This is a genomic window from Bartonella sp. SL317, from assembly GCF_059687655.1.
In genome coordinates, this window is sequence record NZ_CM185144.1 from 654,609 (window position 1) to 678,681 (window position 24,073).

Genomic DNA, 24,073 nt, shown 5'->3' on the forward strand with positions numbered 1-24,073 from the left:
ATCATCTTTGCTGAATAAAAAATACAAGGCAAGCACTATTTATACCTCTCAATGTTGCAACAACCCAGAACATTCATGAAAGACATTGATCCCTTTTTTAATGGTTTTATTTATACGCCATCCCCCCTTCTGACGAGCAAGAATATAATTTTGATTGATGCAATATACACAAATTTAATAAGCCGGAGCTCTTATTTAAGATGAATAATGGTAAGGTACTCTTCTCACAGAGCTTTTTTGAGAGTTCCTTCTAAAAAAAACACTGCCAACAAGTAAATCAATAAATAAAGAGCAAAAATATAAACGAGGGAGAAAAAACCAAACATATTGACCATAGATGCACTCATGTAAAACAATACCAACAGGCTAAATCTTCCCACAGTGGACAAAAAGGACTCGTATGTCGCCCTGAAATGATCGCTAATGCTATCATGGAGGAAAACTTCCACACGAAGATAAGTATACTTAATGAGATAAAAAATCATACAAACTAAAAGAATAGCAATTTCTTTTCTTGGTTCAAAGAAAACCCCTGTAAAAATCATTGAAACCGAAAGAAACAACAATAAAACGAAATTTATCTTCTCATTGAGTTTTGTAAAGAGAAAACTCGCCAAGAGCTGAGAGAGCAATATCAGAGAAAACGTTATACCAAGCTCAAAATAAGTGATATGAATATCATAATCTTTAAATATCCACTGCCAATATTGCGAAAATATATTGAAAAAAATCAATGAAAAATAAAAGCATAAAGAGATATAAGGCACTTTAACAAAAATAGAGATCATCTCTTTAGCTTCACCAATGAAAGAATTCGCCTGAAGAGAATGGACATGATGCGGTTTTTTCTCTCCTTTGAGATCATCAAGAAAAAACAAACCAAATCCTGTTGTCATCAACATTAAAAACGCCGCGATATACCATATATATTGGCTCGAATAATCAGCAAAATAAGCACCGATCAAACTAAAGACAAACATGCCGATGTAATTATATTGCGCGCTGGATCCAAGTACTTTTTTAGTCGATGTCACTTTGGCTTTTGCATATTGAACAAGCAAAGCATTATAAGCCCCCGCAATCAATGTCAGCGACACTGCATTAAAAGATTCTGCCACAAGAAAACCATAAAAGCCCGTGGAAACTCCCATAAGAAAAAGCCATATGGCCGCAAAAGCCGCTGCCAAAACGATCGACATTTTATAACTTTTTCGATCAGCAAAATATCCCAGAGGGATATCTGTCACCATCATAATAAAAGCTTGGAATGACTTAATGACCCCGATATCAATAAGCGTTAAACCTTTTTCAAGCATATAAAAGACAATAAAGGCGCCTGTTAAAATTCTGATACCGTTAAATAAAAATCCAAAGGCTAATATACTCGCCATTCATCCCCCACTAACGCCCAAAAAGAGCACCGTATACATCATTTTATATCAATATAAAATCACATTTTATTACAAATAGGACAATAACCAGCATAAGGATCTTCAGTCCTATCGACTTTATATTTGGAAAAATTAATAAATAATGTTTTTTCTATAATTTGACATTTGTCAAAATCCGTTAAATATTTCACGGATTCAAGAGCAGCCAAAGAACCAGCAACCGCATTATACAGATCTATCAAAGTATTCATATAGTTTTGCTTAATAGTTTTAACAAACTCAAATTCATTAACATCCTTCATATGATTCTGATTCACGCATGCATAACATCTTGTTTTACCTGGAATAATAAGTGGCCCAACAATAGCATTCACCGTAGCCGAAGCAGCATATAACAGCGCACCGCTCATGTTAAAAGCAGCTTCGTTCATTAAATGAAAAAAATCTGGCCTTGGATTATCTGCGGTGCATATGACAAGATCAGCTCTTTCGAATAAACGGCATGCCTTTTCTATATTATCTATTTTTTTATCATAGAACTCGTATTGAGTCGAAGGACTAATATATGGGGCTTTATCTCTAGCAACTTCAACCTTTTTTTACCTAAATCACTATAATTATAGAGTATCTTCTTAGATAAATTTGATTCTTCGACAATATCAAAATCATAGCTTTTAAGATGTCCTACACCCATTGCAGATAATGTATAAAAAACATAGCTTCCGCACCCACCCAAACCAACTATAGTTACCTTAGCATCTTTCAATTTGGAGTTAGCTAAAAGGGCATTGTCAAAATTACCTGACACATGCTTGAATAAGTTAATTTGCCTATCAAATCTATTATACTCGCTCTCACTAAGCCCAACTTTTCTAATAGAATCCTCCTTCGAAAAAGGGGGGTCTATTATCAAGCATATATTTTGCTAAATACAAAAAATCTTCGCTTTCTGCAGTATCTAGGTTACATTTTAATATTATATCACCTATGGTACTCTCTGCGTCAAAACACGCCAAAGCCTTTATAACATTCGGTGACGTACTACTCATATCAAGGGCTATAACATTTTGTAGATCCGCCCCTATCAAAACCTCATCACCTTCTTGCCTCGCTGATATAGTATATGAGTAAATATACTTGTTTTTATATAGCAAATTCATTTTCAAATCTCCCTCTAGCAAGCTGAAGATTTACATGACTCAACAAATCGTGCAAATCTCTTGTATTATCAAAATTAAAATTATCGAAACAAAATTTACGCCCATGATACTCTTCAAGATATTTTATATGGAGCCTTATAGCATTCATTTTTTCATCTATTGAGAGCTCCCCCAAGCTTATATGATGAAATCTACGAAAAAACGCTGCATCCCTTTGAATATGTGCTAATTCTGCAGGAGTAGTCGCTATAATGAGCTTTAAATTCTGTTCCAGCATAAAAGGTTTGAATAAATCCATTGCACCGATACCTCCATCACTTTTTGTATAAGCGATTGAATGCCCTTCATCAATAAACAGAGCGACATTCTCATATGGAGATATAGCTTCTATTAAAGTTCCGATTTTTCGTTCAAACTCCCCCCCGTAATCCCGTATCAGATATCACGCTACCTAAGTTAACCTCTAGTATAACATATCCATTCAACATAAGCGTAAGCTGATTAAGTCTAAAAGCTAACTCACGCACAAAAGAAGTCTTTCCACATCCAGCAGAACCAGAAATAAAAATACTTTTTTATACGCGCAAAACAAAGAAACCATCGCTGTTCTTATCATTTCTTCGCGACCAATATAGGGAGATCTCTTTCCTAAACCAAGGATATTCAAACTAACTCTATGCTCTCTCATATCGCGAGCCAATAAGAGCGCCTCTTCATTTTGTAAATACATATTGCCCCCAACTGTAAATAGAAGGGGTCATACAACCCCTTCCAATATTTTTTAATTATGACAATGTAGAATCGCAAATCAAAGATTTTACTTTAGCAGATGTAGAAGAATAAGACTTGATCTTCGTTCCTAATACCACTTTACTATTTGATTCTACTTTCATTTTAACCTCCTCATTTAAAATAATATTTGGAAGAATAATCTCTCCCAATTTTGGGCTAGAATTTATATTAAATTATGTCAATTAATAACTTTGGGGGTTTATTTAATTGCAAAATTGCTCAAGCTATATTTTTTATAGCATCTCAAATCTGTAATATTTTTTTGAAGCGGGTTTTTATTTTTCAAAGATAAGTATTAAGCAATCTGCGCAGTTTATGATTTCAGGATTCTTTATACTTATGGATTTGCATAAGCAACTGTTATAGCGATATAAGTTTTTTTGAGAGAGGAGCATTTGAGAAAACAACTATAGAGCTCCATAATCCAAAAACTATAAAAATTTGATCACAAAAATTAAACAATAAGTTTTTTTAACAACAAAACTTTCCCCACTCATTAGAAAAATTCTAATGGCATTATCAAGCTACAATAAAATCTGTAAAAGTACTGGAAATAATGTTACATTTAGTTTTTAAATGAAGCTATTTGGGTACAGTATTATTAAGCAGAAATACTTTGAAACAGTAAACTCTAAGAGTTTTTTTAACCTTGTCCAAAGCGTGTATGAATATAATCACTCAAAAGCGCCTCAAATTCTTCAGCAATGTGATCGCCCCGCAAAGTTTTGACCTTTTGTCCTTCAATAAAAACGGGCGCCGCTGGACTTTCTCCTACTCCAGGCAATGAAATTCCAATATCCGCATGTTTTGATTCTCCCGGTCCATTGACGATACAGCCCATCACAGCAACCTTCAAACTTTCAACTCCAGGGTATTTTTCACGCCAAATGGGCATATTTTTGTGTAAATCCGCTTCAATTTTTTGTGCCAATTGCTGAAACACTGTCGAAGTTGTGCGACCACATCCAGGACAAGCTGCAACAACAGGCAAAAACTGCTGAAACCCCATCACTTGTAAAAGTTCTTGCCCCACTTTTACTTCTCGTGTTCGATCCCCCCCCAGTTCAGGCGTTAAGGAAATTCGTATCGTATCGCCAATTCCTTGCTGTAATAAAATGCCCAAAGCCACCGAAGAAGCAACAATCCCCTTTGTTCCCATCCCTGCTTCCGTTAATCCCAAATGAAGAGCATAATCACAACGCTCTGCCAAAGAGGTATAAACAGCAATAAGATCTTGAACATCACTCACTTTAGCAGAAAGAATAATTTTATCGCGCCCCAACCCAAGCTCTTCCGCAAAAGATGCCGAAAGCAATGCCGACTGAACAATCGTTTCCCGCATAACTTCAGCAACCGATAAAGGATTTTCTTGTTTGGCATTTTCATCCATAAGCTTTGTTAATAACGCATTATCAAGAGAGCCCCAATTCACGCCAATGCGAATAGATTTATGATACCGACAAGCAATCTCAATAATTTCTGCAAATTGACGATCTTTTTTTGCACCAAACCCAACATTTCCTGGATTTATTCGATATTTTGCAAGTGCCTCAGCACATGCTGGATGCTCTGACAAAAGCTTATGACCAATATAATGAAAATCTCCAACCAATGGGACAAAAAACCCCAACCGCTCCAACCTCTCCCGTATTTTCGGGACAGCTGCCGCCGCTTCATCGCGATCAACCGTAATCCGCACCAACTGTGAACCCGCCTGCCACAAAGCAGCCACTTGCGCAACGGTTGCATCAACATCAGCGGTATCAGTATTGGTCATTGACTGTACAACAATCGGGTTTTGCCCCCCAACCATCACATCACCAACAGCCACAGCAACAGAGCGACGACGCTCAAGGAGGTTCGATAAAGAATAGGTCGTGCTCATCAAGTCCTCAAATTTTTAAAATCTGTGCTTTTAATCATCATTGATATCGACTTCCTCCACGCCTCAAAGGACAAAAATAATACCGCCTCCGCAATCTTAACAGATTGCGCTACTTTCCTACCAGCTTACCACGAATGCAATCCCACTCATAAGTGAGATTTATTTCATAAACCCACCAGATCAGTTTTACCACTCCCGTCCAAGTTTATACTTTTATACTTGGTTGCTTAAAAAAGAAACTGAAATCAAACAAAGACAAGAGGGCATTTTGAAGTTGCACCACCGATACCTTACATCAACATCATCGCAGAATACTATTTTACAACATAATAGATAACGCTTATCACAACACAATTTTAAAAAGTATATCAAAGATATCACAAAATTAAGTCAACGTATTGATTTATAATAATTTATTTTACAAATTTGAATAAGAAACCTAAACACCGTAAGCGTCTCTCATTTCAAACCTGCTCATCATCACTCAAAGCCATGACCCTTACACACCCAAAAGAAACCATGTAGAAAAACTAACAAAATAAAAAGGTAAAAATACTTGATAAGCCATCTCTAAAATCTATCACAATAAAAAAAACAACAAAACGAAGGCAAAAGCTTGATATCTTTTATGAAATCAAAAAGAGAATGCAAAACGAGCTTTATACCTTTCACGAAGAATTATTCTTTACAGAAGATTTTATCTTACACCCTTCAAAAACCACCATCATGAAATGAATACAAGCCCATTAAGAAATGCCTCATTAAATCCAAATGCTTAATTTTCATCCCCCCTCCCCAAGCAGCACAATCGACCCAATCAGATGATCTATGCAACCTTTCAATTTTTAGGCCGTTATAGCAAAACCCTAAATACAAATCCCAATGATCATGCAACAATTTAACACATGAAGGAGTTAACAGATGTATCTATTTTCAACCAACACCAAAAATGCTAGAATAAAAAAACGTATCGCACAATTAAAAAAAGAGCTGGTCCCCGTTAATCATTGGGGTTCTCAAAATGATGGCTTTGAAAACATTTCTGAACTGTTTAACACATGGAAATTAAAGGGGTGCCATGCGCTTTATCACCTTAACGAACATGCGACAAAATTAAAGAAAAAAGCGAAAGAAAATCCTAAAAAAACCCTCGCACTCACTGCAGGATTAGTTTTAGCAAGCGTCTTACTCATACGCAAAAATTACTAACACAACCAATAACCTCCCCTTTATAATGCCTGTCCCAAAACGGGCATTTTTTTATCATTGATAAAGTACAATACTTGACACCTTTCCCTCACTTTACGCGCCCAAAAGGATAAAAATTTCCACCCCATCAATCTATCATACAACTTTTTATCAATGCGCCCTCTATCACACATTTGCGCTTTACAGCACCATACCTCCAAGAGCAGCGTTGTGAAAGATGATAGGCAAGCTTTCAGTATCCCTTCCCCCCCTTTTTTACTGAGTTATTTCAAAAAATGGAGGAGATTAAAAAGCTATGCACTTCAATATTCTCAAAATTCTCAAGAACATTATCGTACCTCCTAACAAATAAGGGTTTTAAGAACTTAAAGACTTTTAAGAACCTTAAGAGCTCAATCATAACAATCCAAAAAAAATCTTCTAAAGTAAATACCCACTTACTATAAGAAAATGGCATAAAAATTAAACTGAAAAAAAACAAAATTTTACCCTCCAGAATCGGCACGCTGCGAAGTATCCACATATGTCACTACAGACATTCCAGGAATAAGCTTTTCAACCCCTTCCTGACCAGGGTCTAAAGCAATCCGTACTGAAATACGTTGCGCAATTTTGATAAAATTACCAATTGTCGTATCTGTTTTTAACAATGAAAACTCTGAACCTGTCGCTGGAGCAAAACGCACCACACGCCCTGTTAACTTTTTGTTGTTCAATGCATCAACAGAAAAAACAACCGGTTGTCCCACACGCATCTGAGAAAGCTGCGTTTCTTTATAATTAGCAATAATCCAAATATCATCAGAAATAACAGAAAGCAATTGCGTACCCGGCATAACATATTGCCCTACCCTAGCACCAACCAATCCAATATAGCCTGTTCGAGGCGATAAAATCTTCGTATGATCGAGATTAAGTTTTGCCAACTCAACCCCCACCTTTGCTCCCGAAACTTCTGACTGTAAACTTTGCCGTTCAAGATTTAATTGTTTTTGCAATTGTCTTTTTGTTTCTAGCGCCGCCAAGAGTTGTGAAACAGGACGAGAAACAGAATTTGTCGCCTCATCAAAACCTAACTTTTTACTGTCAGGAACAACATTGGAAAACGCTCGAGAACGCGCCAATTCGACTTCTGCTGTATTAATTTCACCCTGCAAAAGCTGTGCTTGCAATTCAATACTGGCCAGTTTTGCATTTTTTGAATCAAGAATAGCCTGTGCTCGTGCAAACTGTTGACGAAAAAGAGAATCATCAAGCTCAAAGAGCAGCATTCCCTTTTCAACGCGTTGATAATCTTGCACATAAATCCGTGCGATCACCCCAGAGATCTGTGAACTAACTAAAGTCACATTGCCCTTAATGGAAGCATTATCTGTTATTTGAATGTTACTCACAAAAGGAGGAAGTCTCCAAGCCCACAAAATCAACAAAACACCTATAATGCCTGATAGAAATGCAACAATTGTAGCTTTTGACCGTAATGCTTTTATCATTTTTTGCACCCCTCTTCCATGACATCACTCTACTTTATTTAATGCCCGTAAAGAACATGACTTAACAACCATTGTGACAAGAAAAATAACGAATACAACCATTGAAATGTAAAAATAAAGCCGAAAAACGTCATCATAAGCAAAAATATTTGCTGTTAACTTAAATTTCTCTATCAGCAGAGAAGTTCCCTGCTCACTTCTCAAGCCATGAACGACAGAAGTACCATAAGAAGGTGAAAATAAAGTATTCATCTCACCAGAAATAAGCGGATCAGTCACAACAATATTTTGTGTTAAAGACTCAAAGTTCTTGTGAGCAAAATAAACCTGCAGGCTGCCAAAAAAAGCCGACCCCATCAGCCCTCCTGTCACTTGCGTTAGCAAAAAAACAGCAATAAAACTCAAAACGTAACGCGGCCCTTTTTCTCCAGCTATCACAAATCCCTTGCAAAGAGCAGGAGGCAAAAAAAGTGCATAACTAAAACTCACCAACCCTTGACTGAGCATCATGTCTTGTGGACGTGTTAAATGATTTACACGACTATCTAAATAAGCCCCCAGTGCCAAACACCCCAAAGATAACAAATAAAAATAATCTTCACGCCCTACGCGTAAAAAAAACACACAAACAGCCCCTCCTAACAAAGTCCCCAATGTCACCGCAAGATACATAGGAGCCATCTCACGATTGAGCAAACCGAAAAGACTAAAAAAACCGACGGGCAAATTGGATCTCTCCAATAAAAAAACATGAAAAATCAATAAAATAAAAACAGCTTGAATCATTTCTTTACTAAAGATCCAACGCAGATCAATCAATGGCTTTTCTCTATTAAGCTCAATCATAATAGCAATAGCCAACGAGAAAATAGCAAGTGCGAACCCCCAACCAATCCATGGTGCTTCATACCACCAATACAATATGCCAACAGACATAATCACGGCATTAAGACCAAGACCAAGAGCAATCAAACCGTAGCTTATCCAATCTAACTTTTGAATAACCTTGCTGCGGACAACGGGCGTAAGGGGCAAAGTATAGATACAGACCAAACTGATGAGAACCAACCCCATTTCCAAAGCAGAAAGACTGGAAAAACCACCACTTTCCAATAAACCGGGCGAAATCAAGCGTGATAAAGGAGCCGCTAAAGCTGCATTCATATAATTCAAACTAAGACCAACAGTAAATTTTTTTGCTGGCGCAAAAGCCTCCATCATATAAAGCAACGCAAGCGAAGCCAAAGGTGCAGCAGCAATCCCAGCAAAAAAGCGAATAATGAGCGCAGAACGTAAATCGGTCACAAAGAGCTGTAACACGCACACCAAAACAAAGCCAAGAATTGAGAGTTCAGCAAAAGCACGCAAACCAAATTGATAGCGGATTTTGATCAACATAATCGCCACACTGACATTTGGCGCCATATAAGCTGCAACTAACCATGTTGTCTCGGCCAAAGTTGCGTGAAAATCACCGGTCAGATGAACAATATTAGACTGAACAATATTAGCCCCTAAGCCATAAGCCCATTGCAAAATAAGAGAAGCACCAATATACACAAAACATTTTGGCAAAGGCCCCGCAAAAACACGACCAGGATGCGGAAAAGGCTTTCCGCTTCTCTTAGCAGACACAACCGTACTCTTTTTTCCGCTCATGTCATCTTTTCCTAATACACCTTAGCTACGCTTCTATTAACACAGAACCATCAGATGACAATTGCTGGAAAAAAGCTTCTATTTTAGGATTATCCACATCACCCATCCCCCCCTCTAACGAAGCTCGAACCTGCAAAATCTGCTGTTCTAATACATCAAAAGAAAGATGCTCAACAGCCACAACGCGCTCTACCAATAAAGAACAACCTGATAAGGTAACATTGGCAACACCTCCGCAAACAGCAAAGAGCTTTTCTCCCGCAGAAGTGTGAACACGAACACTCCCCAACACAATGCTTGCTACCAATGGTGCATGATGTGCCATAACGGTCAAAGAGCCTGAAGCCGAAGGAAGAACAACAGACACAACCTGCTCTGAAAACACAATCTTTTCCGGCGATACAAGCTCAAATAAAAAATGCTCTTCTCTATTGTTTTCCACAAAAGTCTCCACAATACGCGATAGAAGGACTCTCCGCCCTTTTTAACTTCTTTAACACCTTATCTTTTCAACAATTTGCCCTTATTTAACAAAAAATTTTGCCTTAATTAAGAAGCTTCTAATTTAAGAAACCTCTGCCATGAGACGTTTTCCTTTTTCAAGAGCTTCATCAATTGAACCAACCATATAAAAAGCCGCTTCTGGCAAATCATCATAATCACCCGCACAAAGACCTTTAAAGCCTTTGATTGTATCTTCCAAAGGAACAAGTTTCCCCGGCGAACCTGTAAAGGCTTCCGCCACATGGAAAGGTTGCGAAAGGAAACGTTCAATTTTACGCGCCCGTCCCACCAATAATTTGTCATCTTCAGAAAGTTCATCCATTCCAAGAATAGCAATAATATCCTGAAGCGCTCTATAACGTTGTAAAATGGTTTGCACTTGACAAGCAACCGTATAATGCTCTTCCCCCACAATCAATGGATCCAACATACGCGAGAAAGAATCAAGCGGATCAACAGCCGGATAGATTCCTTTTTCCGCAATAGAGCGCGAAAGAACGGTTGTTGCATCTAAATGGGCAAAAGATGTTGCCGGTGCCGGATCTGTCAAGTCATCGGCAGGAACATAAATCGCCTGAACGGAAGTAATAGAGCCTGTTTTTGTACTGGTAATACGCTCTTGCAAAGCCCCCATATCCGTTGCCAAAGTAGGTTGATAGCCCACAGCAGAGGGAATACGTCCTAAAAGAGCAGACACCTCAGCCCCTGCTTGTGTAAAACGGAAAATATTATCCACAAAGAAGAGAACATCTTGTCCTTCATCACGGAAACTTTCTGCAATAGTCAAGCCTGAAAGAGCAACACGTGCACGCGCTCCTGGTGGTTCATTCATTTGCCCGTAAACAAGTGCACATTTTGATCCTTCTGCTGAACCATTATTGTCTTTTGGATTCACATTCACGCGGCTTTCGATCATTTCGTAATAAAGATCATTTCCCTCACGTGTCCGTTCACCCACACCAGCAAATACGGAATAGCCACCATGTGCCTTTGCAATATTGTTTATAAGCTCCATAATAAGAACGGTTTTTCCAACACCAGCACCACCAAACAAGCCAATTTTACCCCCTTTAGAATAAGGGGCTAACAAATCCACAACCTTAATACCCGTAACAAGAATTTCTGAAACGGTCGATTGTTCAACATATTCAGGTGCCTCTTGGTGAATAGAACGTGTTTTGGTCGCAGGGATTGGTCCCACATTATCCACCGGCTCTCCAATCACATTCATAATACGTCCCAAAGTTGCTTCTCCTACAGGAACACGAATTTGCGCTCCTGTATCCACGACCTTTTGACCCCGCATCAGACCATCAGTCGTATCCATCGCAATTGTACGCACGGTATTTTCACCCAAATGCTGCGCAACTTCTAACACCAAGCGATGGCCTAAATTTTCTGTTTCCAACGCATTGAGAATATTTGGTAATGCCCCTTCAAATTGCACATCAACGACAGCACCAATAACCTGCTTGATTTCACCAACAGCACCTTTTACACGTTCTTCTTTTTTTACCGGTTCTTTTTTCACTAGCGTCTCTTTAGCGGCACGATGCGCAGAGGTAGGTGAATCCTTCACATCCACTTGAGATTTCGAAGTGCTTTTTTTCACACCGGAACGAGCAGCTGGTTTCTTTTTTTCACCTTTTTCTGCTCCTTTGCTTGAGGTTACTGCTTTTGCCATCAATCCTTACCTTTTCCATTTACAGCGCTTCAGCGCCCGCAATAATTTCGATTAATTCTGTCGTAATTTGTGCCTGACGTTGACGATTATAAGCCACCGTCAATTTATTAATCATTTCACCGGCATTGCGCGATGCATTGTCCATAGCTGTCATCTTTGCACCCATTTCACCTGCAACATTTTCGAGTAAAGCCCGAAAGATTTGCACTGAAAGATTGCGAGGCACAAGCGTCTCTAAAAGAGAAGCAGCATCAGGTTCATACTCATAAACAATCGTCTCAAAACCAGTTGATTGAGAACCTTTGCTCGTCTCTGTTTGCTCTCCAATATCTATTGCCTCAACAGCTGCTTTTGGAGCAATCATAGGGATTAAACCAAAAGCTGTTGGACGCTGATTAATCACAGAAATAAATTCAGAATAAAACAGCGTACAGACATCAAAAGCACCTTCATTGAACAAATCAACAATGCGTTGACTAATCATCACCGCCTCTGCAAAACCAATTCGCTTTACAGCATGCAAGTCGATATGATCAATCATCAAACTTTTGTAATCGCGCGATAAAATATCCGCACCCTTCTTACCTACAGTGATAATTTTCACAATTTTACCAGCAGCCAACAGCGCTTTAATCTGCTCACGGGCGCGACGAGCGATCTGCACATTAAAAGCACCACACAAACCACGCTCCGCAGTACACACCACCAAGAGATGGACATCATCGCGCCCCGTACCACGCATAAGAGCAGGGGCATCAACACCATCCACATCAGCAGCAACACTGGTTAAGATATCAGCCATCCTCTTCGCATAAGGGCGCGCTGATTGCGCCGCTTCTTGTGCACGGGACAACCTTGCTGCTGCAACCATCTGCATAGCTTTGGTAATTTTCTGTGTTGCTTTAACCGAAGCGATACGGTCTCTAAGATCCTTTAGTGAGGCCATTCAAGCATTCCATCAATTTATCACGAAAAATTTTTCGCATAAGTGTTAAGAACAGTGATCAACTTATCCTTCAGCTCGTCTGTTATCTGTTTTTGCTCAGCAATTGCCTTTAAGAGATCTTGATAATCACTCCTCAAAAGCACCAAAAGCCCTTGCTCAAACCGCGCAACATCAGAAACGGCGAGAGAATCAAGATAGCCATTTACACCGGCAAAAATAACCACCACCTGCTCTTCTGTTTTGAGTGGAGAAAATTGTGGCTGTTTCAAAAGCTCTGTTAAGCGTGCTCCACGATTCAACAGACGTTGTGTTGACGCATCCAAATCAGAGCCAAATTGCGCAAAAGCTGCCATTTCACGATATTGTGCCAATTCACCTTTAATCGAACCGGCAACCTGCTTCATTGCTTTAATTTGTGCTGCCGAGCCAACACGCGACACAGAAAGACCAACATTCACCGCAGGACGGATACCCTGATAAAACAAATTGGTTTCCAAGAAAATTTGCCCATCTGTAATCGAAATCACATTTGTAGGAATATAAGCCGAAACATCATTAGCTTGCGTTTCAATGACCGGCAAAGCTGTCAACGACCCTGATCCATTTTCCGCATTCAACTTCGCAGCCCGTTCTAAAAGACGCGAATGCAGGTAGAAAACATCTCCCGGATAAGCTTCACGCCCTGGTGGACGACGCAGCAAAAGAGACATTTGACGATAAGCCACCGCTTGTTTTGACAAGTCATCATAACCGATCAAAGCGTGTTGCCCATTATCGCGGAAATATTCACCCATAGCACATCCGGCAAGAGGTGCAATAAATTGCAATGGCGCTGGATCAGAAGCAGTCGCCGCAACAATAATGGAATATTCCAACGCTCCACGCTCTTCCAAGACTTTAACGAATTGCGCTACAGTTGAACGTTTTTGACCGATAGCGACATAAATACAATAAACTTTATCCTGCTCTCGTCCCGCTCCTTTTTCATGAAAAGGTTTTTGGTTTAAAAATGTATCGAGCAAAATCGCTGTTTTTCCTGTTTGGCGGTCACCAATCACCAATTCACGCTGTCCCCGTCCAATGGGGATGAGGGCATCAATGGCTTTCAATCCAGTAGACATAGGTTCATGCACAGACTGACGCGGAATAATCCCTGGCGCTTTAACATCAACACGACGACGCTCTGTTTCCTTAAGAGGACCTTTCCCATCTATAGGATTTCCAAGGGCATCAACCACACGGCCAAGCAAAGCCGGTCCCACAGGGACATCCACAATAGAGCCTAATCGCTTAACACAATCCCCTTCACGGATCTCGCGATCTGATCCAAAAATAACCACACCGACATTATCAACTTCCAAATTGAGCGCCATCCCGCGCACACCATTTGGAAAAGCAACCATTTCCCCAGCTTGAACATTATCCAAACCATAAACGCGAGCAATACCATCCCCCACAGAGAGGACCCAACCAATTTCTGAAACTTCAGTCTTTTGGTCAAAGTTTTTGATTTGCTCTTTTAGAATTTTTGAAATTTCAGATGGTCTAATATCCATCAGCTGACCTCTTTTTTCAATGCAAGCTTAAGCGAAGACAATTTTGTTAGAAGAGACGTATCAATTTGAAACGCCCCGACACGAACGATTAATCCACCAAGAATTGTTGGATCTACAATGATGTGTAGCAAAACTTTTCCCCCCACGACACCTTCCAAAGTTTCACACAACTCTTGTTTTTGTTGAGAATTCAGTGGGCGAGCAGAAATAATTTGTGCCGTAACTTGCTTACGAGCGCGTGCAACACAACGCTGAAAAGCATGTAAAATACCAAATACGGCATTAAGTCTACGGTTTGCTGCAAGAACACGTAAAAAATCACCAACAATCTGCCCTGCTTTTTTATCAGCAAATTTGATGTTTTCACAAACAGATTGCATCACCTTGATTTGCTCTTTAACTGAAAAGAATGGACTGAGCACAAAGTACTTTAAATCTTCATTTTGCTCTAAGATAAGCAAAAAATCTTCCACTGCCTTTTCAACCTTTTCAACGTTTCCTGCTTCTTGAACGCAATTAAAAAGCGCTTGCGCATAGCGTTGATCTACCAACGGTAGCGGTATGAGAGAAAATGAATCCGACACGAAATACCGCCTCTTTCCCTTGAGCGACTCTCTGATAGTTATCAGATGATAATGAAACAGACATTCTCAATCTTAAGAATCTTCTTCTTAAAACCTAGAACAAAAACCATTCGGTTTCTAGCATAGACATAACTGACTCGCAACACCACAAATCACTGCTTTTTAAAAATTTTAAATAAAATATTCAAAATATTTCTGAAAAAGATTTTTTTAGATCTGCAGGCCGGCACCACGGTTTTTTTTGCGTCTCTTTTTGACATTCTGTGAAAAAAATTCACACTCTTTAATTTTGCTTCAAACGCTTTTGCGACCCCAACAACGATTCTTCTTTTAAATAATGGATATTGCTTATTGCCTCACACTTTTATTTCTCACGTTCCTTAATGGAGTCACGACCCTCACGTAAAATAGAACGCCACCCAGTTGCAGTTTTACGGGCTTATTTTAAAGAAACATCTCTCAAAGCGCACACCACACCCATTTCGCGGGCGGTACCCGTGAATGGTATAATAGATACCCCCCTAGAATAATATAAAATCAATTGAGCATTCCCCTCTTTACGCTTATGGAGTAACAAGCCGGCAACATCACACATTTTGTAAGCTCTCAATATTGCAGACCATCCCTTGGGCTTGTAAGACGGTTCATGAAAAGCCATTTTCGTCCTTTCTTGTACAGTTTTCACCCACATGGCCCACCCGCTTTTGACGTGCAAGCAAGTGATTTTGATTGATTCACCATGAGAAAGATTTGAAATGAGAGAATCTTACGATATTCGGGACTCTCATTCAACACATAAAAAAGAAATATCATTATAAATCAATAAATTATTGCGAATTGATGCTATTATATTAACACAATCAAAGAGGCAAGACACCTCAAGGGTAAGCAAATGATAATGCTGACGTGCTGCAATCTCACGCGTGTAAAAATCTTCTGGTTGGCATGAAAAAAGAGCTTTTATGACCGGATGCCCCTGTTGATAGATTTGGGGTTGATAGGTTTGCCATAATCCTAAACTTTCCAATGCTACCCGTCCTACTCTTCCGGTCACTTGAGAAAGAAACTTGATTTTTAAAAAAAGCTTTGCGGATCGATATCAATTTGAACTCGGACAGAACTGGGCATTTTTGAGATATTGCTCAGCATAGCACGAATAAACCCTTGTATATCAAAAGAGCGTGGCCCTTGTAGTAAAAGCCGAAAACGATAACGCCCTCGAACCAAAGCGAGAGGGGCCTCTGCGGGGCCCATAACCGAGATATTTTTTTCCCGTGGTGCTGCTTGACGCAATGCCCGTGCATAATGTTCTGCGGTTTGACGCTGCTTAGAAGACACAATCAAAGAGGCAAGACGCCTCAAGGGTAAGCAAATAATAATGCTTCCGTGCTGCAATCTCACGCGTGTAAAAATCTTCTGGTTGGCATGAAAAGAAGAGCTTTTATGACCGGATGCCCCTGTTGATAGATTTGGGGTTGATAGGTTTGCCATAATCCTAAACTTTCCAATGCCACCCGTCCTACTCTTCCTGTCACTTGAGAAAGAAACTTGATTTTTAAAAAAAGCTTTGCGGATCGATATCAATTTGAACTCGGACAGAACTGGGAATTTTTGAGATATTGCTCAGCATGGCACGAATAAACCCTTGTATATCAAAAGAGCGTGGCCCTTGTAGTAAAAGCCGAAAACGATAACGCCCTCGAACCAAAGCGAGAGGGGCCTCTGCGGGGCCCATAACCGAGATATTTTTTTCCCGTGGTGCTGCTTGACGCAATGCCCGTGCATAATGTTCTGCGGTTTGACGCTGTTGAGCTGACACAATCAAAGAGGCAAGACGCCCATAGGGAGGCAAATGATAATGCTGACGTGCTGCAATCTCACGCGTATAAAAATCTTCTGGTTGGCATGAAAGGAGAGCTTTTATGACCGGATGATCAGGTTGATAGGTTTGCAATAATCCTAAACTTTCCAATCCTTCTCGTCCTGCTCTTCCGGTCACTTGAGAAAGCAGCTGGAAAGTCCGTTCACTTGCCCGTAAATCGCCATTAGCAAGACCAAGATCAGCATCAATAACCCCCACCAGAGAGAGTTTTGGAAAATGATGTCCTTTAGCGACCAACTGTGTTCCAATAATAATATCGACATCACCATTGGCAATAGCTTGCAATTCGCTTCGCAACTGCCCAATCCCACCTTTAAGATCTGTGGAAAGAATCAATGATCGCGCTTGTGGAAAAAGCATTTGTGTTTCTTCTGCAATTCTTTCCACCCCCGGTCCACAAGCCACAAGATGGTCTAATGTTCCACATTCAGGACAGGCTTCTGGAAGGGGTTGATGATAGCCACAATGATGACATTTCAGTTGCCCTTGCGCACGATGTTCGACCAACCAACTTGAACAATCGCTACAATGAAAACGATGTCCACAAACACGGCATAAGGTTAAAGGGGCATAGCCACGGCGATTAAGAAAAAGTAGTGCCTGCTCGCCCTTCTCAAGCGTTTGTTTTAAAGCGCTTTCAAGAGTAAAAGAAATAAAGCGCCCCTTTTGCACCCCTCCTTGGCGCATATCAATGACCCGTAACTGTGGAAGAGCGACTTCTTTAAAACGGGAAGGTAAATGCACCTTTTGGTAACGCCCTTTTAAAACATTGGCTTGGCTTTCAATCGACGGTGTTGCTGAAGATAAAATAACAGGAAAATGCTCAAAAGAGCCACGAGCAACAGCCATATCACGCGCATGATAAAAAATGCGCTCTTCTTGTTTATAAGCGCTATCATGTTCTTCATCAACCACAATCAGACCAAGTTTATGAAAGGGAAGAAAAAGTGCTGAACGAGCCCCCGCAACAACACGAACCCGCCCTTCTGCAACTTGTCGCCAGACACGTTCTCTACGACGCGGTGTCAAATCGGAATGCCATTCTGCTGCTGCAGCGCCAAAACGTGCATAAAAACGATCTAAAAATTGCTGTGTTAAAGCAATTTCCGGCAATAAAATTAAAACTTGGCTCCCCCTTTTGAAGGCTTGCGCAACCGCTTCAAAATAAACTTCTGTCTTTCCAGAACCCGTCACACCATCAAGCAAAAAAACTTGAAATTGAGAAGATAAAACACCTTCCCGCAACAATGTTGCTGCTTTGTTTTGTGCATCCTGCAACTGAGGAGGACAAAAATCAGGATCAGGCATACCCACAAGATCAGGAGCTGGAATCTTAACATCTTCAAAAATTCCTAGCGCTTTTAAACCTTCAACCACAGAAACAGACGTTCCAGCCGCATGCGCAAGACCAGAACGTGTCCATATCTTCTCACCACGCACCAATTCCAAAACCCGTGACCGCGCTGGTGTGAGACGTTCCACCTCTCCCCCACAATAGCGCAATCCCAACATCTGCGCTTCCGGCTCTAAAGCAGCCGGTACAGATAAAACCAATCGTGCAACAAGACCAAAAGGCGTCATTGTATAACGACTAACAAACCGCAAAAATGCAATCATTTCTGCCTTTAAGGGAGGACAATCAAAAACATGTAAGAGAGAGCGTAATTTTTCACGCGCCACCAAAGTAGCCCGTTGTCCATCCTTTACCCCTTCTCCAACATCCACAACAAAACCGCAAAGCTCACGCCCCATCACCGGAACCCGAACAAAAGAACCAATTTCCACCTCCATAGAAGACGGAACTTTATAACTATAAGCATGCGCAACAGGAAGAGGAACCAATACAGAAACCACCTTTTCCTCTATCATGTTTGAATTCACCCCTTTAACCAATTCATTCCCCCCTTGTCTAAGATCATCTTGTCTACGATCCTCTTGAACACCAACTAGTCTACACCTTAATCTTTAAGCACTCTTATAAAATTCATTGCGCAATTTAAATCACTCTCCCTTTCCACAACACGCCTCTCACAAGAATTCTCGTTTAATACGCATTCCATCACCAAAACACCAACAATCAATACACCATCATCTTTATAACAAAAAAGCAGCGCCATTCTCCAGTGCATAAAGCCCATCGCCATTAAGCATTCAATAGAATATCATCAGCACGCTCTTTAGCGATCCTATAATGTAACCTCATACCCAACATACACATTTTTATTTTCTGAACCTATCATATCTCAATTTATCCTAAATATATTGATTTATAAAGATAAATTGACATTTTATATTACGGTAACACGCCCCCAATATTGAGTGTTTTTTCATTTCCAATCCATCGAGAAACATGTGCAAACCTTTATTGATGAAAAAATATTCAATACTTTTGATGATAGGAAAAATAATACTGCAAATAGAACCATTATAAAAACCGCTGCAATATTCATCTTAAGCTTCGTGCCAAACATAAAAACTGTGTATACATCTTTCAGCTTAGAAAAATACACAACAATATAGGCAGCAAGCCGATACCATCATACCCTTTTGTCAACCCCCAATATTGCGGCAACTATGAAGACAGTTCATAAGAGGGATTTTTAATCCTTAATGTTTTTACCCCCATTCCCGCTCCCCATAACGTGCAAATAAGCAGTTTTCATGATTTTAACAGAAAGCAAAGTGCGTGATGAAAAAAGTTTATTGTTCTCACTATGATACTTCAAGTTTAAATTTATTATTGATCATTCTAAAGCAATATGTTGATCACAGAAAATACTTCATACATAAAATTTTACATGCTTATTTCAATGATATTCGATGACACAATCAAGCCATTCTTTTACATGTTAAAGGCGAAGCAAAACATAATTTCCCGTAAAAAAGGGAAGCATCTTATAATTACGATACACTCTCAAATATCAAAAGCAATCATCAATGGAAAACGAGCCAAGTTTTGAGAATATTCGCTTATTTTCATAAGTATAAAGATATCGCTACGCAAGATGCCAATACACAACGATAGTGGTACAGTACACAATGAATCCTACGCTGATCCTATGGCTTATCACAAACAAAGCCATGCAATGGATATGCCATTAACGCGTGATCTTTCTTGAAAAAAGCAGAGATATAATAAACACAAGAGCATTCTTGTTTTTTATATTCATTCTTGCTCTTGCTTTTGCAGTCAACAATAGCGCATAACAAAAGCGAAATAAAACGTGAAAAGCTTTGAATAAAAAAGCTAAAGAGAAGAGGTAAGAGATGAAATTTTTTGTGGATAGCGCCAATATTGAAGAAATCCAAGAATTACAGAATTTAAGCCTTGTTGATGGTGTGACCACCAATCCCTCTCTTATCCTAAAATCAGGACGCAATATTCTTGAAGTAACAAAAGAAATTTGTTCTCTCGTGAGCGGTCCTGTTTCTGCTGAAGTTGCAGCAACAGAATTTGAAAACATCATGAAAGAAGCTGCTGTTTTAGCAAAGATTGCGGACAACATTTGCATCAAGCTTCCTCTAACATTTGATGGATTAAAAGCTTGCAAAGCCCTTACAGCAGAAGGATTAAAGACAAATCTCACCCTTTGTTTTTCTGCCAATCAAGCCTTACTGGCTGCTAAAGCAGGTGCAACATTTGTTTCACCTTTTATCGGAAGACTCGACGATTGCGGGATCAATGGCAGTGAACTCCTCCATGAAATTCGCACGATTTATGATAATTATAACTTTAAAACACAAATTTTAGCCGCTTCAATCCGCACCGTTAATCATGTCAAAGAAGCAGCCTTAAGCGGTGCTGACGTTGCAACGGTCCCACCTGCAATCTTAAAAGCCCTCGTCAAACATCCTCTCACCGATAAAGGATTGCAAATATTCCTTGATGATTGGAAAAAGACAGGACAAAATATTGCTTAATGGCTAGGAGCTTTATGAGAAAGATCTTTTGAAAGCAGCATTAAAATCTCTTCAGCTAATTCTTCAGCCACACGCTTTCTCGCATCTTCTTCTGCTTGTATTGTTGCATATTCTTGACGCAACCGTTCAAAAGAAACACTCATGCTTAAAGTACTTTCGGCAATAAGAACATCTTCCATATCTTGCAAAACATAGGAAACTTCCCCCACCACAGTCCCAACAGAAGGCCGCCCTTCTCTTTTTTTATCGCGATCAATTTCGATCTGTACAGAGTTCCTTGTAAACGTAGATGTTTTCAATGTTAACTGATAAGCTGGAGTAGAAGGTTTTCGCCCATTTCCATGAAGAAGAAACAACAGACGATTACGCACCATTTGCCCAAAACGATCTGAAGGTTCTGCAACGACAACAGAAGCTAGTTTTTCGGAAAGACTCAAAGGTTTTTGTTTTGGAGATGAACTACCAAAAACAGAATCCGCATAACCTATTTTTGTCGAAATTTGCGAAACCTCATGATAAAGTGGTTCAATTGTGCAGCCATACAAAAAAGTTAACAATCCCGCTATACTGACAAGCAAAAATTTTTTAAAGTACGACATTTACAATCCTCTGTGGAACAATAATGATTTTTTTCATAGGTTTTTCAGCCAAATGTGCTTTAACAAAATCAAGTGCCAAAACCGCTTCTTCAATCATCGCTGTAGTCGCTGTTGCAGCCACAGTCACCTCACCGCGTTTTTTACCATTAATCTGCACCGGCAAACTATAGCATTCTGTAACAGTTAATGCAGGGTCATAAATGGGCCAAGCAAGTTCAGACATTAAAGTTTTCTTCCCTAAAGCCGCATGACATTCTTCGGCTAAATGCGGCATGATAGGTGCAATCATAGCAAGGAAAAAATCCACAGCTTGGCGCAAAGCAGCTTTCATTTCATCCTCAACATCTGCTACCTTATTTAATAAAGGTGCCATAATATTCAAGAGTTCATAAAGACGTGCAATAGCCCGATTAAAAGCAAATTTTTCCAAATCATCTTCCACAGCACAGAGTGTTCGATGCGCGACCTTTGACAGTTCCAAAGCAGCCCCCTGATGTCCTGCACAAGGGGTGACATCCCTTAACACAAAAGCACTCAAAGCGATATGTCGCCAAACACGTTGCACAAAACGATGCGCGCCTTCAACACCCGATTCTGTCCAGATAACATCTCGCTCAGGCGGTGAATCGGACAAAACAAACCAGCGCACAGTATCGGCACCATAGGAGGCAATAATATCATCTGGATCAACGACATTCTTTTTTGATTTGGACATTTTTTCAATCAAACCAATCGTCACCTCACTTTGATCTGTTAGTTTATACGCCTTGCGTTTTCCATCTTTTTCAACAATCGAAATCTCTGCTGGAGAAACCCACCCTTGATCATCGCGATAGGTTTCATGCACCACCATTCCTTGGGTAAACAGCCCTTTAAAAGGCTCATCCACACTCACATGACCAACCAATTTCATAGCACGCATAAAAAAGCGTGCATAAAGAAGATGCAAAATGGCATGTTCAATGCCACCAATATATTGTTGCACAGGCAACCACTCAGTAGTTGCTTGTTTCTCAACAGGTTCTAAAGCAAAAGGAGCGGTAAAGCGCGCATAATACCAAGAAGAGTCAACAAATGTATCCATGGTATCGGTTTCACGTTTGGCAGATTTTCCACAGGAAGGACAAGCAACATTCTGCCACCTTTCATGCCGCGCAAGAGGATTGCCCGGTTGATCAAAAGTCACATCATCCGGTAACACAACCGGCAAATCAGCACGGGGTACAGGTACAACGCCACACGCTGCACAATGGATCACCGGAATGGGGCATCCCCAATAACGTTGACGCGAAATTCCCCAATCACGCAAACGAAATTGTACTGTCTTTTTCCCTTGCGGTTGTCCATTAAGCACTTGCTCTCCAAGCCTTTTGGCAGCTTCTTCAAAGGCTTGTTGAGGCGTCAAACCATCCAAAAAGCGGGAGTTAATCATCACCCCATCACCAACATAAGGCGTTTCAGATATGACAAAATTTTCTGCTTGCTCTCCTTTTGGCAAAACCACCGGTTTTATCGGAAGATCATATTTACGCGCAAAATCGAAATCTCTCTGATCATGAGCAGGACAACCAAACACAACCCCCGTTCCATAGTCCATCAACACAAAATTAGCGATATAAACGGGAATATGTACCGCCACATCAAAAGGATGAACCGCCACAAGAGGAGTGAGAAATCCTTGTTTTTCAGCGGTTTCAAGCGCCGCTGTTGTTGTTGCTCCACTCCGACAACTCTCAATAAAAACCTCTAATGCCTTGTCTTTTTTTGCCAAAGCTTGCGCAATAGGATGATCAACAGACAGCGCTAAAAAGGAAGCACCAAATAGGGTATCAGGACGTGTTGAATAACAAACAACCTCATCAAATGCCTTACAAACATCATCGGCATTCTTGGCATCATCGGCATTCCTAGCGTCATCAGCCGCCTTTAAAGCCCAACGAATCAGCAAACCTTGGGATTTTCCGATCCAATTTTTTTGCATCGTGCGAACTTTTTCTGGCCATTGATCCAGTTCTTCAAGCCCTGCTAGCAAATCTTCACTAAAGTCGCTAATTTTGAAAAACCACTGGGTTAATTCCCGTTGTTCAACCAACGCCCCAGAACGCCATCCCCGTCCATCAACAACCTGTTCATTAGCCAAAACAGTATGATCAACGGGATCCCAATTGACCTTAGCCACTTTACGTGCCACCAACCCCTTTTGATAGAAATCAAGAAACAGCATTTGCTGGCGGTGATAATAGTCCACATCACAGGTTGCAAATTCACGTGTCCAATCCAGTGAGAGCCCTAATTGCTTTAATTGCCCACGCATGACCGCAATATTGTCATAGGTCCAAGTTTTAGGGTGCACTTTACTTTGCAAAGCAGCATTTTCAGCCGGCATACCAAAAGCATCCCAGCCCATAGGATGAAGCACATTAAACCCCTTTGCACGTTTGTAGCGTGCAACCACATCTCCCATGGCATAATTGCGCACATGCCCCATATGAATACGCCCTGAAGGGTAAGGAAACATTTCTAAAACATAATATTTTTCACGACCATCTTCCCCCATAGTCTGAAAAATTTTCTTTTCATCCCAAATTTCTTGCCATTTTTTTTCTCGTGCACGTGGATTATAGCGTTCGCCTATCTTATAATCTTCAATCGTCATTCCCATGATACTCTTTTAATAAAACTGAACCAAAAAACTTGTTTTATTATGCTTGATCATGGATTAACCTCATCGTCAACATTTTCATGAAATATTTCCCTAAGTATTTTATAAAAACAACCAACCCTTGAATAAAAATTGAATAAAAACGG

18 protein-coding genes and 3 pseudogenes are annotated in these 24,073 nt (G+C 40.1%); 2 read left to right on the forward strand and 19 right to left on the reverse strand.

What is annotated here, in order from left to right; translation table 11 throughout:
* Window positions 1-224: 224 nt before the first annotated feature.
* The 6 genes and pseudogenes from AC6ER9_RS03220 to ispG form a co-directional block, all read right to left on the reverse strand.
* Entirely contained in the window at window positions 225-1,391 is a 1,167-nt protein-coding gene (locus AC6ER9_RS03220) for an MFS transporter (RefSeq protein WP_497074964.1), read from the reverse strand.
* Between the two features lie 59 nt (window positions 1,392-1,450).
* Window positions 1,451-2,199: pseudogene (locus tag AC6ER9_RS03225) on the reverse strand (HesA/MoeB/ThiF family protein).
* Between the two features lie 64 nt (window positions 2,200-2,263).
* Entirely contained in the window at window positions 2,264-2,551 is a 288-nt protein-coding gene (locus AC6ER9_RS03230; protein ID WP_497075370.1) for a hypothetical protein, read from the reverse strand.
* The gene (locus tag AC6ER9_RS03235; RefSeq protein WP_497074965.1) at window positions 2,535-2,849 is read right to left on the reverse strand and encodes a hypothetical protein; all 315 of its coding nucleotides are present in this window, start codon (window positions 2,847-2,849) and stop codon (window positions 2,535-2,537) included. Before AC6ER9_RS03235 ends, AC6ER9_RS03230 begins: the two co-directional genes overlap by 17 nt.
* Before the next feature lie 216 nt (window positions 2,850-3,065).
* A complete protein-coding gene (locus tag AC6ER9_RS03240) occupies window positions 3,066-3,281 on the reverse strand; it encodes a hypothetical protein (protein WP_497074966.1) in 216 nt (71 codons plus the stop codon).
* A gap of 705 nt (window positions 3,282-3,986) precedes the next feature.
* Window positions 3,987-5,228 carry a flavodoxin-dependent (E)-4-hydroxy-3-methylbut-2-enyl-diphosphate synthase gene (ispG, locus tag AC6ER9_RS03245; protein ID WP_497074967.1) on the reverse strand — a complete coding sequence of 414 codons (1,242 nt, stop codon included), beginning with the start codon at window positions 5,226-5,228 and terminating at the stop codon, window positions 3,987-3,989.
* Between the two features lie 921 nt (window positions 5,229-6,149).
* On the opposite strand from ispG, the gene AC6ER9_RS03250 reads away from it, so the two are divergent.
* Window positions 6,150-6,437 (forward strand): hypothetical protein, encoded by a 288-nt coding sequence (locus AC6ER9_RS03250; RefSeq protein ID WP_497074968.1) that lies wholly within the window; start codon window positions 6,150-6,152, stop codon window positions 6,435-6,437.
* Window positions 6,438-6,922: 485 nt separating this feature from the next.
* Here AC6ER9_RS03250 and AC6ER9_RS03255 read toward each other — a convergent pair whose 3' ends face one another.
* The 11 genes and pseudogenes from AC6ER9_RS03255 to AC6ER9_RS03305 form a co-directional block, all read right to left on the reverse strand.
* Window positions 6,923-7,930, reverse strand: a complete 1,008-nt coding sequence (locus tag AC6ER9_RS03255; RefSeq protein ID WP_497074969.1) for an HlyD family secretion protein — start codon at window positions 7,928-7,930, stop codon at window positions 6,923-6,925.
* Between the two features lie 24 nt (window positions 7,931-7,954).
* Complete coding sequence (locus tag AC6ER9_RS03260; protein ID WP_497074970.1) at window positions 7,955-9,589, reverse strand: MFS transporter; 1,635 nt, start codon at window positions 9,587-9,589, stop codon at window positions 7,955-7,957.
* Window positions 9,590-9,614: 25 nt separating this feature from the next.
* Complete coding sequence (locus tag AC6ER9_RS03265; protein WP_497074971.1) at window positions 9,615-10,031, reverse strand: F0F1 ATP synthase subunit delta/epsilon; 417 nt, start codon at window positions 10,029-10,031, stop codon at window positions 9,615-9,617.
* Between the two features lie 123 nt (window positions 10,032-10,154).
* On the reverse strand, window positions 10,155-11,777 hold the full coding sequence (atpD, locus tag AC6ER9_RS03270; RefSeq protein WP_497074972.1) for a F0F1 ATP synthase subunit beta: 1,623 nt from the start codon (window positions 11,775-11,777) through the stop codon (window positions 10,155-10,157).
* A gap of 19 nt (window positions 11,778-11,796) precedes the next feature.
* Complete coding sequence (locus AC6ER9_RS03275) at window positions 11,797-12,723, reverse strand: F0F1 ATP synthase subunit gamma (protein ID WP_497074973.1); 927 nt, start codon at window positions 12,721-12,723, stop codon at window positions 11,797-11,799.
* A gap of 20 nt (window positions 12,724-12,743) precedes the next feature.
* Window positions 12,744-14,279: a F0F1 ATP synthase subunit alpha gene (gene atpA, locus AC6ER9_RS03280; RefSeq protein WP_497074974.1), complete on the reverse strand. Its 1,536-nt coding sequence runs from the start codon at window positions 14,277-14,279 to the stop codon at window positions 12,744-12,746.
* Window positions 14,279-14,863 carry an ATP synthase F1 subunit delta gene (gene atpH, locus AC6ER9_RS03285; RefSeq protein WP_497074975.1) on the reverse strand — a complete coding sequence of 195 codons (585 nt, stop codon included), beginning with the start codon at window positions 14,861-14,863 and terminating at the stop codon, window positions 14,279-14,281. The genes atpA and atpH overlap by 1 nt, the downstream gene beginning before the upstream one ends.
* 367 nt (window positions 14,864-15,230) lie before the next feature.
* Window positions 15,231-15,521 (reverse strand): annotated as a pseudogene (locus AC6ER9_RS03290) (hypothetical protein); the annotation flags it as partial.
* Window positions 15,522-15,647: 126 nt separating this feature from the next.
* Window positions 15,648-15,917 (reverse strand): hypothetical protein, encoded by a 270-nt coding sequence (locus AC6ER9_RS03295; RefSeq protein ID WP_497074976.1) that lies wholly within the window; start codon window positions 15,915-15,917, stop codon window positions 15,648-15,650.
* A gap of 20 nt (window positions 15,918-15,937) precedes the next feature.
* A pseudogene (locus AC6ER9_RS03300) lies at window positions 15,938-16,413 on the reverse strand (primosomal protein N'); the annotation flags it as partial.
* Between the two features lie 5 nt (window positions 16,414-16,418).
* Window positions 16,419-18,614, reverse strand: a complete 2,196-nt coding sequence (locus AC6ER9_RS03305; protein ID WP_497074977.1) for a primosomal protein N' — start codon at window positions 18,612-18,614, stop codon at window positions 16,419-16,421.
* 1,398 nt (window positions 18,615-20,012) lie between these two features.
* Here AC6ER9_RS03305 and fsa point away from each other — a divergent pair.
* The gene (gene fsa / locus AC6ER9_RS03310) at window positions 20,013-20,666 is read left to right on the forward strand and encodes a fructose-6-phosphate aldolase (protein ID WP_497074978.1); all 654 of its coding nucleotides are present in this window, start codon (window positions 20,013-20,015) and stop codon (window positions 20,664-20,666) included.
* On the opposite strand, the gene lptE is transcribed toward fsa, so the two are convergent.
* Together lptE and leuS are read right to left on the reverse strand one after the other, a co-directional pair.
* Complete coding sequence (gene lptE / locus AC6ER9_RS03315; RefSeq protein ID WP_497074979.1) at window positions 20,663-21,265, reverse strand: LPS assembly lipoprotein LptE; 603 nt, start codon at window positions 21,263-21,265, stop codon at window positions 20,663-20,665. The two genes, fsa and lptE, sit on opposite strands and share 4 nt — an antisense overlap.
* Window positions 21,252-23,921: a leucine--tRNA ligase gene (gene leuS / locus AC6ER9_RS03320; protein WP_497075262.1), complete on the reverse strand. Its 2,670-nt coding sequence runs from the start codon at window positions 23,919-23,921 to the stop codon at window positions 21,252-21,254. The genes lptE and leuS overlap by 14 nt, the downstream gene beginning before the upstream one ends.
* Window positions 23,922-24,073: the final 152 nt, after the last annotated feature.

Bases quoted from the DNA above. Each gene is read 5' to 3' on its own strand.
- AC6ER9_RS03220 (WP_497074964.1), bottom strand. From the start codon at position 1,391: ATGGCGAGTATATTAGCCTTTGGATTTTTATTTAACGGTATCAGAATT.
- AC6ER9_RS03230 (WP_497075370.1), bottom strand. From the start codon at position 2,551: ATGAATTTGCTATATAAAAACAAGTATATTTACTCATATACTATATCA.
- AC6ER9_RS03235 (WP_497074965.1), bottom strand. From the start codon at position 2,849: ATGGATTTATTCAAACCTTTTATGCTGGAACAGAATTTAAAGCTCATT.
- AC6ER9_RS03240 (WP_497074966.1), bottom strand. From the start codon at position 3,281: ATGTATTTACAAAATGAAGAGGCGCTCTTATTGGCTCGCGATATGAGA.
- ispG (WP_497074967.1), bottom strand. From the start codon at position 5,228: ATGAGCACGACCTATTCTTTATCGAACCTCCTTGAGCGTCGTCGCTCT.
- AC6ER9_RS03250 (WP_497074968.1), top strand. From the start codon at position 6,150: ATGTATCTATTTTCAACCAACACCAAAAATGCTAGAATAAAAAAACGT.
- AC6ER9_RS03255 (WP_497074969.1), bottom strand. From the start codon at position 7,930: ATGATAAAAGCATTACGGTCAAAAGCTACAATTGTTGCATTTCTATCA.
- AC6ER9_RS03260 (WP_497074970.1), bottom strand. From the start codon at position 9,589: ATGAGCGGAAAAAAGAGTACGGTTGTGTCTGCTAAGAGAAGCGGAAAG.
- atpD (WP_497074972.1), bottom strand. From the start codon at position 11,777: ATGGCAAAAGCAGTAACCTCAAGCAAAGGAGCAGAAAAAGGTGAAAAA.
- AC6ER9_RS03275 (WP_497074973.1), bottom strand. From the start codon at position 12,723: ATGGCCTCACTAAAGGATCTTAGAGACCGTATCGCTTCGGTTAAAGCA.
- atpA (WP_497074974.1), bottom strand. From the start codon at position 14,279: ATGGATATTAGACCATCTGAAATTTCAAAAATTCTAAAAGAGCAAATC.
- AC6ER9_RS03305 (WP_497074977.1), bottom strand. From the start codon at position 18,614: ATGATAGAGGAAAAGGTGGTTTCTGTATTGGTTCCTCTTCCTGTTGCG.
- fsa (WP_497074978.1), top strand. From the start codon at position 20,013: ATGAAATTTTTTGTGGATAGCGCCAATATTGAAGAAATCCAAGAATTA.
- lptE (WP_497074979.1), bottom strand. From the start codon at position 21,265: ATGTCGTACTTTAAAAAATTTTTGCTTGTCAGTATAGCGGGATTGTTA.
- leuS (WP_497075262.1), bottom strand. From the start codon at position 23,921: ATGACGATTGAAGATTATAAGATAGGCGAACGCTATAATCCACGTGCA.